The sequence below is a fragment of the Salinispora mooreana genome (assembly GCF_000379065.1).
GTDB classification, from domain to species: domain Bacteria; phylum Actinomycetota; class Actinomycetes; order Mycobacteriales; family Micromonosporaceae; genus Micromonospora; species Micromonospora mooreana.
Window position 1 is genome coordinate 2,164,758 of sequence record NZ_KB900614.1, and the last position, 16,547, is coordinate 2,181,304.

The window sequence follows — 16,547 nt, forward strand, 5'->3', positions numbered from 1 at the left end:
GTGGTCCCGCGAACACCGGCGGAGCGATCCCGGGCGAGCTGCCGGACCGCAGAAGGTCGAGCAGACAGCTGTGCGGTGGCGCCGGTACGTCCCGGCGCCACCGCACATGGCCTTGCGAGGTGGTCAGCTCTGCGGCAGCCAGGCCTCAACCTTGTCCTGGTTGGCCTCGACCCACTTCTCAGCCGCCTCCTCCGGCGACATGTTGTCCTGGGCGATGTACCGGGCCACCAGGTTCTGGTCCTCGTTGGTCCAGTTGAAGTTGTCGACCAGCTGGTAGGCCGGCCCGTTGGCGTCGGCGAACGACTTGCTCACGATCTTGTCGAGGTCGTACACCGGGTAGTCGCAGGCGACCTTCTCCGGGTCGGCGTCGCAGCCCTCCTGGTACTCGGGCAGGTCAACCTTCACCAGCTCGATCTCGGAGAGGAACCACTGCGGGTCGTAGAAGTAGCCGAGCACCGGCTCCTTCTTCTCCTCCGCCTGACGGAACGCCTGGATCAGGGCCGGCTCGCTGCCCGCGTAGACCACCTGGTAGTCCAGCCCCAGGTTCTTGACCAGGGCTTCGTCGTTGGTGACGAAGGACGGGTCACCGTCGAGCAGCTGTCCCTTGCCGCCGGACTCCGTGGTCTTGAAGAGCGAGGCGTACTTGTTCAGGTTGTTCCAGTCGGTGATGTCGGGGTACTCCTCGGCCATCCATGGCGGCACATACCAGCCGATGACCCCCTCGACACCGGTCGAACCGGCGTTCACCGCGGTCTTCTGATCCTCGATGTACTTCTTCTTGAGGTCGTCGTGGCCCCAGTTCTCCACGATCGCGTCCACCTGGCCGGTGCCGAAGCCCTGCCAGGCGATCTCCTCCTTGAGGTCCTTCTTGACGACCTTGCAGCCGAGCTCGGTCTCGGCGACGTGGGCGATGACAGCCGCGTTCGCCTCGTACCCGACCCAGGGGTTGATCGCGATGGTGAAGGTGCCGCAGTCACCCGAGTCGGCGGCGTCCGTCGACTCGATCTTGGACCCACCGCACGCGGTGAGCGTGAGCGCCGCCACCGTGGACAGCGAGACGCCCGCGAGGACCCTCTTGCCAACAAAGGATCTCATTTACAGTCACCCTCCAAAGGTGTGTTGTTCGTCGGTCAACTCCGATTCCGCGGTCCCGGCGCACCGGAACGGCGGATGAGTCACGTCTGGTTGGCGCTGGGAGCGCGGTCCGACCGCTGTGCGGCAGCACGCGCGATCCGGTCCAGCATGATCCCGAGTACGACGATCGCGACGCCCGCCGCCAGGCCCTTGCCGTAGAGCTGCCCCTGCGAGAAACCGGCGACGACCTCGTAGCCGAGCGCACCGGCCCCGACGAGGCCACCGATGACCACCATCGACAGCACGTAGATGAGCCCCTGGTTGGTGGCGAGCAGCAACGACTGCCGCGCCATCGGCAGCTGGACCTTCGTGATGGTCTGCCAGGTGTTGGAGCCCGCTGCGGTAGCCGCCTCCACCGTCGACTCCGGAATGGCGCGCACCCCGTCCGCAACGATCTTGATGGCGACCGGCGCGGCGTAGACGACACCGGCGACGATGGCGCTGAAGCGGCTCACCGAGAAGAGGGCGACGACCGGGATCAGGTAGACGAAGGCCGGCATGGTCTGACCGGCGTCCAGGACCGGCCGGATGACCCGATCGACCCGGCTACTCCGCCCCATCCACACGCCGATGACCACTCCCAGCGTCACGACCAACAGCGTGGCCACGAGCGTCATGGCAAGAGTGATCATGCTGGCGTTCCAGAGCCCACTGCCGACCAGCAGCCCCACACAGACCGCGGCGACGGCGGCGGCGCGCAGGTTACCGATCAGCGCGGCGAGCAGCACGATCACCGCACCCATCAACCACCAGGGCGACTCCGCCAGCAACGCCTCCAGCGGGTTGAGCAGCATGATGGTCACGCCGTCCTTCACCCCCGCGGTGAGGTCCGCGAGGTTCTGCTGCGCCCACGTCGTCACCGCGGTGGCCCCCTGCGACAGGTACTCGCCGAGCTGACCGCCATCCGGGAACTCAGAGGCCCACAGGTAGGTGTAGGACAGGTACGAGCAGAACGCTGCGACCAGCCCGAACCCGGCCAGGAGAAGCCGGCGGATCCGGGGATTGAGGTCACCGCCGCCCTGCTCGGCACGGACGCTGGCCGCCGTGGTGACCCGGTCCAGAACGATGGCCATCACCACGATCGCGACGCCGGCGTTGAACGCGGTACCGACGTCAGTGGTCTGCAGGGCCTTGATCACCGTCTTACCGAGGCCAGGAGCGTCGATCAGGGCCGCGACGGTCACCATCGCCAACGCCGCCATGATCGTCTGGTTGACGCCGAGCACGATCGTCCGCTTCGACAGCGGCAGGAGCGCCTTGGTCAACCGCTGCCGCCGGGTCGCTCCGAACGAGTCGGTGGCTTCCACCGGCGGCGCGGGCACCGACCGGATCCCGTGCGCGGTGATCCGGATCGCCGGCGGCATGGCGTAGATCAGGGTCGCGATCGTCGCGGAGGCCGGGCCGATCAGGAAGACCAGGGTCAGCGGCGCGAGGTAGACGAAGGTGGGCATCGTCTGCATGAGGTCCAGCACCGGAGTGATCAACCGGTGGAACCGGTCCGACACCCCGGCCAGAATGCCCAGCGGAATGCCGAACAACAGCGACACGAAGACCGCCACCAACGTCAGCGCGAGCGTGTCCATGCTCTCCTGCCACAGCCCCTGCAGGCCGAAGAGAGTGAACCCGCCCGCGGCGAGCAGCGCCACCCGCCAGTTGGCGAACACCCAGGAGGCGTAGGAGACGAGCGCGACCACACCCAGCCACCCGAGCACCGGCACCGGCCGCCCGTAGGCCGGTTGCGCGATGAGCCCCTGGACGAAGGTCACCAGCGCGTCCATCACCGCGCGAATCTCGTTGAAGAAGTACAGGAAGATCGGGCTGCTGTTCCGGCTGGCGCCGACTGAGTCGTTGACGTCGTTGAGCCAGTGGTGCAGATCGGTCAGCGTGGCCCGGGGCAGTTCCAACATGTCCTGGCCGCGCAGCAGGCTCCAGGCGACGAGCCAGAGTGCGAGGAGACCCACCACCGCGAGCGGCTTGGTGATTCGTCGACGTGGGGTGGTCCGCGTTGACGAGCCGGTCATGGTCGTCGTGGCCATTAGGCGCCCGCCTGATTGCCGGCGACAATGTCGAGGACCTCCGCATGGCCGACCACGCCCAGCAGTTCCCCGTTCTCGACGACCCGCACCGGCCGGTCGGCGGCGAGCACCGTGCGGACCGCATCCCGCACGATCACACCCGGACCCAGCTCGGGGCCGTCCAGCTGGTCGGCGTCCCGGGATGGACGCATGATCCACCGCAGGGTGAGGACGTCAGCGCGGGGCACGTCCTGGACGAAGTCACGCACGTACTCGTCGGCCGGCGCCCCCACCAGTTCGTCCCCGGTCCCGGCCTGCACCACGTTGCCGTCGCGCATGAGCAGGATCCGGTCGCCGAGTTTGAGCGCCTCGGAGAGGTCGTGCGTGATGAAGACCATCGTCTTGCCGACCTGGCGGTGCAGCCGGATGACCTCGTTCTGCATGTCGCGGCGGATCAGCGGGTCCAGCGCGGAGAACGGCTCGTCGAAGAAGAGCACGTCGGGGTCACCGGCCAGCGCCCGCGCCAACCCGACGCGCTGCTGCATACCGCCGGAGAGCTGGTCCGGGTACGAGTGCTCGTAGCCGTCGAGGCCCACCAGCTCGATGACCTCGGTCGCCCGGCGGATCCGCTCGGCGCGGCCGGCGCCCCGGATCTCCAGTCCATACCCGACGTTGTCGACCACCGTTCGGTACGGCAGGAGACCGAAGTGCTGGAAGACCATCGAGAACTTACGGCGACGGAGCTCCCGCAGCCGCCTCTTGTCGGCACGCAGGATGTCCTCGCCCTCGAAGACCACCTCTCCCGCGGTCGGCTCGATCAGCCGGGTCAGGCAGCGCACCAGCGTGGACTTGCCGGAGCCGGAGAGCCCCATCACGACGAAGACCTCACCGGGTGCGACGTCGAACGACACCTCCCGTACCGCCGCGGTGCACCGGGCCCGCTCCCGTAGCTCCCGCCGGGACAGCGCCGCGAGCTCGGCCGAGCCGGGCACCCGATCCGCGTTCGGACCGAACACCTTCCACAGGTTCCGGACCGAGATCACCGGAGTCTGATGATCGTTGACCTGCCCGCGCGGCTGAACCGCCGTATCCGTGCTCATGATGCCCACCCCGCCCGGTCGTTGCTCCGCGCCCTCGGCACGCCCGTGCAGCGCCGGGGTGCGCACGCGGGGATGAGCCCGCCGGGACGGTGGTGGTAGTCGGTTGGGACAGACATGGCTGACTCGTCTCTTTCCTCGGGCGACGGCTTCGGGATGGCGTGGGGGCGCTAGCCGCGGAACCAGTGCTGCGGACGGGGATCGGTGTTCTGCCAGATGTGCTTCATTTCCCGGTACTCGTTGAGCCCGGTCGGGCCCAGCTCGCGGCCGTTGCCGGACTGCCGGAAGCCGCCCCACTCCGCCTTCGGTACGTACGGGTGGTAGTCGTTGATCCAGACGGTGCCGTGCCGCAGCCGCTGCGCAACGCGCTGGGCCCGGCTGGCGTCGCTGGTCCAGACCGCGCCGGCGAGGCCGTAGTGGGTGTCGTTGGCGATGCGGACCGCCTCGTCCTCGTCGGTGAAGGTCTCGACGGTGAGGACCGGGCCGAAGGACTCCTCCTGGACCACGGACATGTCCCCGCGACAGCCGTCAAGCACCGTCGGCAGGTAGTAGAAGCCGTTGGCGAGGCCGTCGCCGTCGGGGCGACGGCCACCACAGCGCAGCACCGCGCCCTCGGCGACTCCGGCGGCGACGTACGACTCCACCTTGGACAGGTGAGCGGCGGAGATCAGCGGGCCGGTCTCCGCGGCGGTGTCGAAGGGCCCACCGAGGCGAATCCGACGGGCGCGGTCCACGACCGCGTCCACGAAGGCGTCGTGGATGGACTCCTCGACGACGAGCCGGGTACCGGCCGAGCAGACCTGGCCCGAGTGCAGGAACACCGCGGTGAGCGCGAAGTCCACGGCGGCGTCGAAGTCGGCGTCGGCGAAGACGACGTTCGGGTTCTTGCCGCCGAGTTCGAGCGTCACCCGCTTCACCGTCGTCGCCGCCGCCGCCATCAGGCCACGCCCGGTCTGGAGGCCCCCGGTGAACGAGACCAGATCCACGTCCGGGTGCTCGGCCAGCGGTGCGCCGACCTCGGCACCGGCGCCGAGGACCAGGTTGGCGACGCCCGGCGGCAGCCCGGCCTCGTCCAGCAGCCGCATCAGCAGGATCGCGGTCGAGGGGGTCAGCTCGCTGGGCTTGAGAACGAAGGTGTTTCCGGCGGCGAGCGCCGGGGCGACCTTCCACGAAGTCTGCAGCAACGGGTAGTTCCAGGGCGTGATCAGCCCGCACACACCGATCGGCTCGTACTCGACCCGACTGATCGCGTCGCTGCGCCCGGTGTCCACGACGCGTCCGCTGTCGGTGTCGGCGATTCCCGCGTAGTACCGGAAGCAGGCGGTCACGTCGTCGACGTCGTACTCGCTCTCCACCAGCCGTTTACCGGTGTCGAGCGACTCCGCGCGGGCGAACTTCTGCTTGTCCCGCTGGAGCAGGTCGGCGACGCGGTGCAGCAGCGCGCCGCGTTCGCCGGCCGGGGTTTTCGGCCACGGCCCCTCGTCGAACGCCTTCCGGGCCGCGCGGATCGCCGCGATCGTGTCGTCCCGGGTCCCCTCGGTGACGGTGGTCACCGAGGTGCCGTCGGCCGGGCAGCGGATCTCCCGGTGCCCTCCGGCTACCGACTCCCGCCACTCTCCATCGATGTATAGGTCCTTCACGCGCAACTCCCCGGTGCACTCGTCGAGTGGTTCCCTGGCACAGCTCTGCCTTCGCGACGCGGCATCATGCCACCGCCGACGAACCGCGGTCGTGCCGGTAGTAGTCGAGCGGCGACGGCGGCAACGGCGTGTTGCCCAGGATGAGGTCCGCCGCCTTCTCGGCCACCATCATCACCGGGGCGTAGATGTTCCCGTTGGTGACGTAGGGCATCACCGACGCGTCCACCACCCGCAACCCGGTCACCCCGTGCACCCGCATGTCGGTGGGGTTCACCACAGACATGTCGTCGGTCCCCATCTTGGCCGTGCAGGACGGGTGCAGCGCGGTCTCACCCTCACGGGCGACCCAGTCGAGGATCTCCTCGTCGGTCTGGACCTCGGGCCCGGGAGAGATCTCACCACCGCTGAACGGCGCCAACGCGGGCTGGCCAAGGATGTCGCGGGTCACCCGGACCGCCTCCACCCACTCCCGTCGATCCTGCTCGGTGGAGAGGTAGTTGAACCGCAGGGCCGGGTGCACCCGTGGATCACGATTGACAATCTTGACCGTACCGCGGGCGTCGGAGTACATCGGCCCGATGTGCACCTGGTAGCCGTGGTCACCGGCGGGGGAAGAGCCGTCGTAGCGGACCGCGATCGGCAGGAAGTGGAACATGAGGTTCGGGTAGTCGACGGCGTCGTTGCTCCGGACGAAGCCGCCCGCCTCGAAGTGGTTGGTGGCGCCCAGACCCGTCCGTCCGAACAGCCACTTCGCGCCGATCCACGGCGCGTACCGCCAGTTCAGGTAGGGCTGGATCGTCACTGGCTGGGTGCAGGCGTGCTGGATGTAGACCTCCAGGTGGTCCTGCAGGTTCTCGCCCACGCCGGGCAGGTTCGCGACCGTGTCGATGCCCAGGCCGCCCAGTTCGTCGGCGTTGCCCACACCGGAGAGTTGCAGCAACTGCGGCGTGTTGATCGCACCACCGCTGAGGATCACCTCGTTGGCGTACACCCGGTGGGGGGTCGTCCCACGGCCACGGGTGTACTCGACGCCCACGGCGCGGGTGCCCTGGAAGATGACGCGGGTGACGAAGGCACGGGTACGCACCTCAAGGTTGGGTCGCTTCATCGCCGGGCGCAGGTAGGCCTGGGCCGCGGAGAACCGCCGACCACGACGAACGTTCCGGTCAAACGGGGCGAAACCCTCCTGCTGCGCACCGTTGACGTCGGTGGTGCGCGGGTAGCCGGCCTGCTCCGCCGCCGCGAGCATGGCCTGGATCACCGGGTTGTCCGCGGAGCCGCGCTCCAACACCAGCGGGCCGTCGTGGCCACGGAAGGGGTCGTCCGGATCCGCCCCCAGGGCAGACTCCATCCGGTTGAAGTACGGCAGACAGTGGGCGAAGTCCCAGGTCTCCATGCCCGGATCGGCGCCCCACCGCTCGTAGTCCAACGGGTTGCCCCGCTGGAAGATCATTCCGTTGATGCTGCTCGACCCGCCCAGCACCTTGCCCCGGGCGTGGTAGATACGCCGCCCGTGCATGTGCGGCTCCGGCTCCGAGTTGTACTGCCAGTCGTAGAACCTGCTCCCGATCGGAAACGGCAACGCCGCCGGCATGTGGATGAAGACGTCCCACGGGTAGTCGGGACGACCCGCCTCCAGAACCAGAACCCGGTTACCCGGGTCGGCGGAGATCCGGTCGGCGAGCGCGCTGCCGGCTGAACCGCCACCAACGATGACGAAATCATAACGCTGAGTTGTCACTTCCACTCACCTCACTCAACTGGTCGCGGAACTCGTCGAACCCGGGCATGACGACAGGACGAAGCTGCGACTTGATGGCATGGCGCACGTCACTCCACAGTCGCGTCCGTCCGGTGCGTCCGCACCGGCTCCCGACCGGCCGCGCGCTCCCGACCGGTTCGGGGGTCGAACCGGATGCGTGCAGGTATGCAACCTTACCTCGCGTTCCGCCGCGCCCTGTCAGCGCGCACGCTCCTGACCTGCACATACGGAAGAGATCACAGGACGAGGAACACAAGATAACGTTCTTGTACCCATGTGAGCCAAATCAGGACGTCACGGCACGACCACCTCAGCCACCACGGGGACAGACACCTCGCCGTCGAGACATCCTCGCCCCACGACCACCGCCCGGCACGGTGGCGACTGACGGCACAGATCGACCAGCGCCATCAGGGTTTTTCGCCCGCTCTATCCCACATCCCACACTCGATGCCCAAGAGGGCGCGCAGTCCCTGGTGTGACGTTGAGTTAAGATTGTGCTCCAAATTGACGAGGCAAGGGAGGACGGCGGCTTCGAACCGACGCGGGCCCGTGCTCCCTGAGTCGCGGTTCAGCCCCTGGTCGGACCCCCTTTGCCGCCATCGGCTGATCACCACTCGCTGATGGCTGACCCGCTTTCGCTACGGCCCACCCAGCCGCTCCTTGACCCAGGGCCACGATTGCCACAGCAGGAGGTGACAGGTGACACATGACGTTCCTCGAATATCTACAAAGTCGGCATGAACTGCTACTCATACAGACCGGCGAACACGCGACAATTGTGCTGATGTCCGTCGCTCTGGCGACGGTCATCGGCGTCGTGATCGCCCTCTGGACCTACCGCAACCCACGTGCCCGGGCCATCGCGACGGCTACGGCCGCGGCCATGCTCACCATCCCGTCATTCGCACTACTCGGCCTCCTGATCGCACCACTCGGGCTGGGCTACGCGCCCACCCTGGTGGCTCTCACCATGTATGCGCTGCTGCCGATCCTTCGGAACACCATTGTGGGCCTGAGCGAGATCGACCCGGCCCTGACCGAGGCCGCGCGGGGAATCGGCATGAGCCGAATCCGATCCCTGACCACTGTGGAGATCCCACTCGCCTGGCCGGTCATCCTGACCGGGATTCGGGTGTCCACCCAGATGACGATGGGGATCGCCGCAGTCGGCGCCTATGTCGGCGGCCCGGGGCTGGGCCACCAGATCTTTGCCGGCCTGACCAACCTCGGCGGTGTGAACTCCCTGAACCAGGCTCTGGTCGGAACGGTCGGCGTCATCGTGCTGGCGCTCACTGTCGACTTCGCCCTCGCGCTGTTGGGCAAGCTCACCCAGGCCGGGCAGCGACCGAAGCTGTTCCGCCCGCGCCTGGCGAGCCGCCCGGCGCTCACGCCCAGCACAGCAGTCCCTTCCCCCTCCTTGGGAGGCCGAGAATGAGCCGCGACGTAATGATCGACCTGCAGCAGGTCAGCAAGTTCTACCGGGGACAGAAGGCCCCGGTCGTCGAGAACATGTCGATGACGATCCAGCAGGGCGAGATCGTCGTCTTCGTCGGCCCCTCCGGCTGCGGCAAGACCACGACCATGAAGATGATCAACCGGTTGATCGAGCCCAGCAGCGGCCGGATTCTCATCGACGGCACCGACGTGACCGCACTGGACGGCAACGACCTGCGCCGACAGATCGGTTACGTCATTCAGCAGGTGGGGCTCTTCCCGCACATGAGCGTCGCCACCAATGTCGGGCTGGTGCCGAAGATGCTCGGCTGGGACCGCAAGCGGGTCGAGGCCCGGGCCGACGAACTCCTCCACCTCGTCGGCCTCGAGCCGGCCATCTACCGCAACCGGCTGCCCCGCCAACTCTCCGGTGGGCAGCAGCAGCGCGTCGGGGTGGCCCGGGCGCTCGCCGCGGATCCGCCGGTGATGCTGATGGACGAGCCCTTCGGGGCCACCGACCCGATGACCCGGGACCGGCTGCAGAACGAGTTCCTCCGCCTGCAGGAGCAGTTGCGCAAGACCATCGTCTTCGTCACACACGACTTCGACGAGGCGATCAAGATGGGCACGCGGATCGCCGTCCTCGGCGAGAGGTCCAAGATTCGGCAGTTCGACACCCCGGAAAGCCTGCTGGCGAACCCCGCCGACAGCACCGTCGCCCAGTTCATCGGCCGCGGTGCCCGGCTCAAGCAGCTCGACCTGCGCCGGGTCGACGAGATCACGTGGGAGGATGTCCCGCTGATCCAGCCGGACAAGGCCGCCAACGGCGCGAAGCGCCGGCTGGAGCAGGCCGAGGGCTCCTCGGCGTTGACCGTGGATGCCGACAATCGGCCGCTGCGCTGGGTCAACGCCCATGATCTGGCCGCTGACGCGGGCACTCTCGACGGGGCCGGCCAGACGGTGACGACGGTCGAGCCACAGGCGACGCTCCGCGACGCCCTGGACGCGATGCTCGCCTCTCGCGACGGCGCCGCGGTCGTGGTTGACGAACAGGGCCGCTACGCCGGCACGGTGACGCTCGACGGCCTGATGCAGGTGATCCACCACACGCCAGAGCAGGAGGAGCCGGGCGCCGAGGTTCCCGGCCCACGTGCGGGCGTGGCCCGCACCGCCGAGCTCACCCCGGAGCAGCGATGAGCAGCGCCACCCAGATCCGGGCCGAGGAGACCGTACTCACCCCGCCGTCTCGCTGGCGCGGGCTGCTGCGGCGACACGCCACGATGCCGGCGATCCTCGCGGTGGTGCTGCTCGGCGTCTACCTCTGGATCAGCACCACGGACCTGGACGACATCGAACAGCGCGCCCTGGAGGCCGACAAGCTGCTGCGAGCGGTCGGCGAGCATGTGACCCTCACCGTGCTGACCACCGTGCTCGTCGTGGCGATCGCCGGTGGGGGTGGCATCCTGCTCACCCGTCCATCCATGCGATGGCTGGCTCCGTTCGCCACCGGCCTGGCCAACATCGGCCAGGCGACCCCCGCGATCGGGCTTCTCGTCCTGTTGAGCATCTTCCTCGGCATCGGCTTCTCGACCACGTTGATCTGCCTGGTCGCCTACTCCGTCCTCCCGGTACTCCAGAACACCATCGTCGGGATCAACCAGGTGGACCGCCATCTGGTCGAGGCGGGACGGGGCATCGGTATGTCGCCACTGGCCGTCCTGCTCCGGATCGAACTGCCGTTGGCCGTTCCGGTGATCCTCGCCGGGGTGCGGACCGCACTCGTCCTCGCCGTCGGCGTGGCCACCCTCGCCACGTTCATCAACGCCGGGGGGCTGGGTTCGCTGATCGTGACCGGGATCAAGCTCCAACGCGAAACGATCCTCGTCACCGGAGCCGTTCTGACCGCAACCCTGGCGTTGACGCTGGACTGGCTGGGCGGAGTGATCTCCGACCTGCTCCGGCCCCGTGGGCTCGACTGAGCGGCGTCGCTCGCACCTACCCACCACCGACACTCGCACTACCCCAAGGAAGGTAACGATGCGAAATCGAACCGCACTCACCCGCCTGCTGACCGGCTCCGCGGTGGTCGCCCTCGCGCTCACCGGCTGCTCGGTGACGACTGACGAGTCCGGCGCCGACGTCGCGGTCGGCGAGGGATCGATCAAGGAGGACGCCACCCTCAAGGGACAGACCATCGTCGTCGGTTCCAAGGACTTCACCGAGAACATCGTCTTCGGGCACATCACGATGCAGGCGCTGACCGCAGCCGGCGCGGAGGTCGAGGACCAGACCAACATCAAGGGCTCGGTCAACGTCCGCAAGGCGCTGCTCAGCGGCGATGTCGATGTCTACTGGGACTACACCGGTACGGCGTGGATCACCTACCTCGACCACACCGACCCGATCCAGGACTCCGCCGAGCAGTACGCGGCCGTGGTCCAGGAGGACAAGGAGAAGAACAACGTGGTCTGGGGGGCGTACGCTCCCGCGAACAACACCTACGCCATCGCGCTGCCGGAGGAGAAGGCCGAGGAGTGGAACCTCACGACCCTCTCCGAACTGGCCGAGTTCGCCAAGAGCAACCCGCAGGAGGCGACGTTCTGCCTGGAGACCGAGTTCGTCGGCCGTAACGACGGCTGGCCCGGAATGACCGCGGCGTACGGGATGGACGTCCCGGAGGACAACGTCAAGGTCGTCGACACCGGCGTCGTCTACACCGAGACGAAGAAGGGCGAGGCCTGCAACTTCGGCGAGGTCTTCACCACCGACGGCCGGATCAGCCACCTGAACCTGCGGGTGCTGGAGGATGACCGGAGCTTCTTCCCGATCTACAACCCGGCTCCCGCCCTCAACGGCGAGGCCGCCGAGTCGTACGGCGCCATCCTGACGATCCTCGAGCCGGTGATCGCCAAGCTCGACGACGAGACCCTGCGCGGGCTCAACGAGAAGATCGACGTCCAGGGCGAGCCGGTGTCCCAGGTCGTCTCCGATTGGATGAAGGCTGAGGGCTTCATCGGCTGAGGCCGCCCAACCGCCAGACCACCACCGCCGATGCCCCTACCTCGGGGCGTCGGCGGTGGTGCGCTCCGGCCCAGCCGCCGGGGTGGCACACCCGTGGCCGCCACTGCGGCCCGCGACCCCGCGCTGGTGCTGGGCCACCACAACGGCGAACGGTGTCTGCTCACGGGCCTGGCCAAGGGGGTTGTCGACGAACGCCGCCGCCAACACCGCGTCCGGCAGGTCGGCGTCCCGGCCCAGAATGTCCTGACCGAAGTCATTGGCATCGATGATCACTGTGCCGCCGAACCGCTCTGCGAACTCGGCGGGCAGGGCCGCCCGGATCGCCGACGAGATGCCCTGGGCGACCCGATCCGGATCCTGCGGCGCCAGCTTCGCCGATATGTTCGCCGGGTAGGCCGAGTACTCGGTGGGCCCGTCGATGGCGCGTACCGCCGGACCGGCGACCCGGTAGAACAGCCCCCGCCGCCCGACCGCCTTCCCGGCTGCCCCGGCTGCTGCGGCGGCCAGGATGCGGGGCAGCCCTGCCTCTTGAATGGCCAACTGCATCGTGGCCGGATGCCCCAGCCCAATGCCGTACGGGGTGCGCAGGACATGTCGCGACAGCAGGCGCGCCCAGGCCCCGCTCCTGATGTCGGTCACGTTGAAGATTCGCCCCTGTGCGACCGCGACCACCTTCTCGCTGACAAACAGGTACCAGGGTCCGGCGGTTGCCAGTTGCTGGACGGAAAACGGCATCTCCGCCCCCTGTTTGTAGAACTCACCGACCCGGCTGACGGCGAGCGCGGGGACATCGTCACCGGTGGCGATGAGGTCGGTACGCAGCGGAAACCGGGCCCAGGTGCCTCCGGGCGTCAGCAACTCCTTCCCCTGGTTGGGTACGAAGTCCGGCTTCGGCGGTGTCGGCGGGTCAGCACGCTGGCCGGGGTCCGAGCCGGTGCCGCGCTGGACCGCGACCCGGGCTGGCTCCACCGACCCGGATGTGCCTGCCTCGCTGGCCGGCTGCGGGTCGATGAACTCGCGCAGCCACAGTTCAACATTGAGCATCCGCCAGAACGTCATGGTTTCCACACCGCCCCGGCCGGCGACGTAGTCCTCGAACGCCTGGAGCACGGCTCGCTGGTCGAAGTAGGGTCGCGCACCGAACGACCGGGAGGCGAAGATCAGATACACGTCGTTCTTGATGCGCTGGAACCAGCTGTCCTCGGGCGTGGTGAAACCAATCTTGTTGCGACGTCGATTGACCAGCCGGGGCAGCAGGTCAACGGTCGCGTCCCGCAGTGCCCGCTTGTTCCATCCATGGTGGATAATCGCGGACGGGTCAAGCGACCACACGGTACGCACCAGAGCGGCGTCGAGAAACGGCACCCGACCCTCGATCGAGAATCGCATGGTGTTCCGATCCTCGTAGCGGAGCAACGCGGGAAGGCTGTGCCGGAAGAGGTCGGCGGCCAGGCGGGCCTTGAGGTCAGTGCGCACCATCGGGAAACGCTCGTGCCGATAGGTTTCGGCGAAGTCCCACCCCAGCAGGTTGGTGGTCGGTGTCCGCCGCCGACGACCAACGACATCGGTCAGCCGGGTGCGGCCCAGACGCCAGAGCACATCGACGGAGCGGAGCAGCTCTCCGGCCACCCGGCCACCGCGCAGACTGCGCAGGTGCACCAGATAGTAGGGCAGGTAGCCGGCGAGCATCTCGTCGGCGCCCTGACCGTCGAGCATCACCGTCACATGTTGGCTCGCCTCGCGCATCACACAGTACTGCGCGTACGGTGCGGTGGAGATGACCGGCTCTTCCTGGGTCCGGACGAAGTCCCGCAGATCAACCAGGAAGCGGTCCGGCGTCGGGCGCACCTTGTGCACCTGGAGCGCCTCGCCGCAGGTGGCCGCGACGGCGTCAACGTAGCGCTCCTCGTCGTTCCGTTCCCCGGGGAAGACCGCGGAGAAGGTCTGTTGCGTCGCACCAACCGGTCGGGTGGTGTCGTCGGCGGCGGCCATCATGCGATGAATGCTGGCCACCACCGTCGAGGAGTCCACGCCACCGGAGAGGGCCGTACCGACCGGAACGTCGCTGACCAGTCGCGCCTGGATCGCTCGGTCGAGCGCCGCTCGGAACCGTTCCTGGGCGGACGGGTCATACGGGGTCGGTGCCGCCGCCAGCGCGTCCATGTCGTCGTAGAGACGGGTGTAGGTCGAGCGCTGGACCGCGCCGTCCGAGGTGAGCAGGGCGGTCTCTCCCGGCATCAGGCGGGTGACTCCGTGGAAGAACGTCCGCGGGGTGTCGTCGTGGATCCGGAACCTCAGGTATCGGTAGATGGTGTGGTCGTCGGGCTTGGGCGTGACCGCACCGGCGGCGAAGAGGGGACGGATCTCACTGGCGAAGAAGACCCGTCCGTCTCCGTCGTCGGCCAGGTACAGCGGTTTGATGCCGAACTGATCCCGGGCCAGCACCACCTCGCCACGCTCCAGATCGGCGATTGCCAGGGCGAACATTCCGTTGAAACGGTCGAAGGCGGCCTGACCCCATTGGACCCACGCGGCCAGCACCACCTCGGTGTCACTTTCCGTGGTGAATCGGTGGCCAAGATCGCTCAACTCCGCGCGCAGTAGACGATAGTTGTAGACCTCGCCGTTGTAGCTCAGCACGTACCGGCCGTCCACCGAGTACAACGGTTGCTTCCCACCGGCTCGATCGATGACCGCCAGCCGCCGGTGCGCCAACCCGATCAGCCCTTCGGCCAGGTACCCGTCTCCGTCGGGGCCCCGGTGGACCTGGGCGTCGGCCATCCGGCGAAGCACCGGCTCACCCCAGAATGCGCTGATGCCGACGTAGCCTGCTATCCCGCACATTAGAAGATCACCTCTGGGTTCACGATTCACGCATTGCTGGATGGGAGTGCCGCCGGGGTTCAGCCTGGACAGCCGGCGACATTGACACAGTTGTTGGGCCGATTCTCGATCACCACAGTGCCGGTAGCCGTGTTCAGCTCGACTGTTCCACCAGCCTCGTTGAAGACCCCACCACCATCGGCAACAGCGACGTTCTTCTTGATCGTGGCGCCATAGAAGGTGACCGCGCCGACGGCATCGTTGTGGACACCTCCGCCCCGAGTGGCTTGATTGCCCCGGACCTCGGTGCCGAACAGCGCCAACGCTCCGGCGTTGAAGACGCCCCCGCCGTCGGTGTTGGCGGTGTTGCCCTTGATGAGACCCTGCTGCACGGTCGCGGAGGACGTGTTGTTGATGATCAGTCCGCCGCCGCCGCTGCGGGCCGCGTTGTCGGCGATGACGACCCGCCGCAGGTGCAGCTGCACGGAGATGGCGACGACCCCGGCACCCTCGGTGTTGGAGGAGTTACGAAGCACGTGCGAGTCGGTGAGCAGGGCGCTTCCTCCGGTGGCGAGCAGCCCGCCGCCGATGACCGAGGTTGCCCGGTTTCCGGTGATCGCACTGCGGCCGATGACAACGGTCCCGGCACTGGAGACACCCCCGCCGTTCGCACTGACGTTCTCGCCCACGGAGGAGGAGCGCAGCTCGAGAGCACCGGTGCTGGCGACCCCACCCCCACTCGCACCGGCGGTGTTCCGTTCGATGTGGGAGTGCGCGACGGTGGCGGTGCCCGCATTCCGAATGCCGCCGCCCTCCTGGGCGCTGATGTTGCGCACGATCCTGCTCTGCCCAAGGGCGAGGGCACCACCGGCGGCTACGAAGATCCCCCCGCCGTCCTCGGCGGTCTGACCGCCGGTGACCTTCAGGTGGTTGAGGGTCAGATCGCCACCGGTGTTGACAGTGAAGATCCGGAACTGGTCGGCGGCGGCATCGCGTTCAATCGTGGTGTTCTTGCCGCCGTTGAGGGTGATCGGGGTGACGATCGCCGGCAGACCGGCACCGTCAATGTCGGCGGTCAACAGGTAGGTGCACTCCTCGGCCAGGTCGAAGACACCACCCCCGGTGGCGTTCGCGGACGTGATCGCGGCGATCAACGCATCCGCGGCACAGGCGACCGGCGTGCCCTTCGGCCACTTCTGCTCATCGGCTCCGGTGGCGGCGCGTCCGACCGCGCCGGCGGCCGGAGCGACAGCGAGGCCGACCAGGGCGAGAGCGAGGCCAGCAGCCCCGGCCAACCTGGCGGCAGACCTCCGCCGGACCCGGGTGTGGTACGTAGTCGGCCGTGCCGGTCCACCGCTGTGGTCGTGATCCTCATGCCTCATCGCGAGTGTCGGTGCCTTTCCCTGAACGGCGAGGAACTCCGCCGACCGGGGCCAGCCCGGCGCGGTGCCCCTCGGCTACCGGACCGGCGGTAGCCGACACCCGAACGCTAATCCGACAAAGACCCCATATGAACATGAACCCGAAATTTCATCCCCGAATAGGGGCCCGCCTACCGCCAAGCAATGATCCAACTTCAATAAGTTAGCCTTACCTAACTTAGCTGGAGCGTGTCGCG

The 16,547-nt window shown here is 67.8% G+C and carries 10 protein-coding genes and 1 pseudogene; 4 read left to right on the forward strand and 7 right to left on the reverse strand.

The genetic code is table 11. The features are described from left to right. Positions 1-123: 123 nt before the first annotated feature. The 5 genes from SALPAC6_RS0110340 to betA all read right to left on the reverse strand — a co-directional run bounded on the left by SALPAC6_RS0110340 (position 124) and on the right by betA (position 7,627). Positions 124-1,095, reverse strand: a complete 972-nt coding sequence (locus tag SALPAC6_RS0110340) for an ABC transporter substrate-binding protein (protein ID WP_018253346.1) — start codon at positions 1,093-1,095, stop codon at positions 124-126. Positions 1,096-1,175: 80 nt separating this feature from the next. Then, positions 1,176-3,170, reverse strand: a complete 1,995-nt coding sequence (locus SALPAC6_RS0110345; protein ID WP_018253347.1) for an ABC transporter permease — start codon at positions 3,168-3,170, stop codon at positions 1,176-1,178. Beyond that, positions 3,170-4,249, reverse strand: a complete 1,080-nt coding sequence (locus SALPAC6_RS0110350) for a quaternary amine ABC transporter ATP-binding protein (protein WP_020493566.1) — start codon at positions 4,247-4,249, stop codon at positions 3,170-3,172. Before SALPAC6_RS0110350 ends, SALPAC6_RS0110345 begins: the two co-directional genes overlap by 1 nt. A 167-nt stretch (positions 4,250-4,416) precedes the next feature. Continuing rightward, positions 4,417-5,886 (reverse strand): aldehyde dehydrogenase family protein, encoded by a 1,470-nt coding sequence (locus SALPAC6_RS0110355; RefSeq protein ID WP_018253349.1) that lies wholly within the window; start codon positions 5,884-5,886, stop codon positions 4,417-4,419. A gap of 64 nt (positions 5,887-5,950) precedes the next feature. Further along, the gene (gene betA, locus SALPAC6_RS0110360) at positions 5,951-7,627 is read right to left on the reverse strand and encodes a choline dehydrogenase (RefSeq protein WP_018253350.1); all 1,677 of its coding nucleotides are present in this window, start codon (positions 7,625-7,627) and stop codon (positions 5,951-5,953) included. Between the two features lie 730 nt (positions 7,628-8,357). Between betA and SALPAC6_RS0110365 the strand changes: the two genes are divergently transcribed. The 4 genes from SALPAC6_RS0110365 to SALPAC6_RS0110380 are packed head-to-tail and all read left to right on the forward strand — an operon-like array spanning position 8,358 to position 12,106. Then, a complete protein-coding gene (locus tag SALPAC6_RS0110365) occupies positions 8,358-9,086 on the forward strand; it encodes an ABC transporter permease (protein WP_018253351.1) in 729 nt (242 codons plus the stop codon). Next, complete coding sequence (locus tag SALPAC6_RS0110370; RefSeq protein WP_026189519.1) at positions 9,083-10,282, forward strand: ABC transporter ATP-binding protein; 1,200 nt, start codon at positions 9,083-9,085, stop codon at positions 10,280-10,282. Before SALPAC6_RS0110365 ends, SALPAC6_RS0110370 begins: the two co-directional genes overlap by 4 nt. Beyond that, positions 10,279-11,064: an ABC transporter permease gene (locus SALPAC6_RS0110375; protein WP_018253353.1), complete on the forward strand. Its 786-nt coding sequence runs from the start codon at positions 10,279-10,281 to the stop codon at positions 11,062-11,064. Before SALPAC6_RS0110370 ends, SALPAC6_RS0110375 begins: the two co-directional genes overlap by 4 nt. A gap of 58 nt (positions 11,065-11,122) precedes the next feature. Then, positions 11,123-12,106, forward strand: a complete 984-nt coding sequence (locus tag SALPAC6_RS0110380; RefSeq protein ID WP_018253354.1) for a glycine betaine ABC transporter substrate-binding protein — start codon at positions 11,123-11,125, stop codon at positions 12,104-12,106. Here SALPAC6_RS0110380 and asnB read toward each other — a convergent pair. Both asnB and SALPAC6_RS0110390 read right to left on the reverse strand, forming a co-directional pair. Then, positions 12,096-14,950, reverse strand: a pseudogene (gene asnB / locus SALPAC6_RS25705) (asparagine synthase (glutamine-hydrolyzing)). The gene SALPAC6_RS0110380 and the pseudogene asnB sit on opposite strands and share 11 nt — an antisense overlap. Positions 14,951-15,009: 59 nt before the next feature. Then, positions 15,010-16,224, reverse strand: coding sequence for a hypothetical protein (locus SALPAC6_RS0110390; protein WP_018253356.1), 1,215 nt, complete (start codon positions 16,222-16,224; stop codon positions 15,010-15,012). Positions 16,225-16,547: the final 323 nt, after the last annotated feature.